Annotated in this window: 1 protein-coding gene; it reads left to right on the top strand. The window is 34.4% G+C overall.

Translation table 11 applies throughout. The features are described from left to right. Positions 1–326, top strand: a 326-nt coding sequence (locus tag ACTG3V_RS14610; RefSeq protein WP_439132913.1) for a hypothetical protein, incomplete at both ends; no start/stop codon positions are given.

The following is a 326-nucleotide window of genomic DNA, read 5'->3' as shown; positions in this document are numbered from 1 at the left end:
CAATTGCTGCTGTTGGATCATGTGCTGAAACTTCAGATGATGTTACTTTTACAGTGACTCCAGTTGTTAACCCTTGTGATGCTGCTGCTTCAGGCAATTTAGATACAGATGGTGATAATATTTCTGATATTTGTGACTTAGACGATGATAACGATGGGATTTTAGATTCAGTTGAATGTCAAACTTTAATTGGTGAAACGTCTTTTGAATTAGATGACCCTAATGATGTAAAGACTTTTACGTTAGCGCCAGTTGGTAATGGTTTTGTACTAGATGTTACAAGTTTAGATAATAGTTTTAATTTAAGCATTAATGGTACTCCATTT

The sequence above is a fragment of the Polaribacter sp. genome, assembly GCF_965660385.1.
Lineage (GTDB): Bacteria > Bacteroidota > Bacteroidia > Flavobacteriales > Flavobacteriaceae > Polaribacter.
Note: the sequence above shows the minus strand (reverse complement) of the source record. Positions and strands in the feature narration are given on the sequence as shown.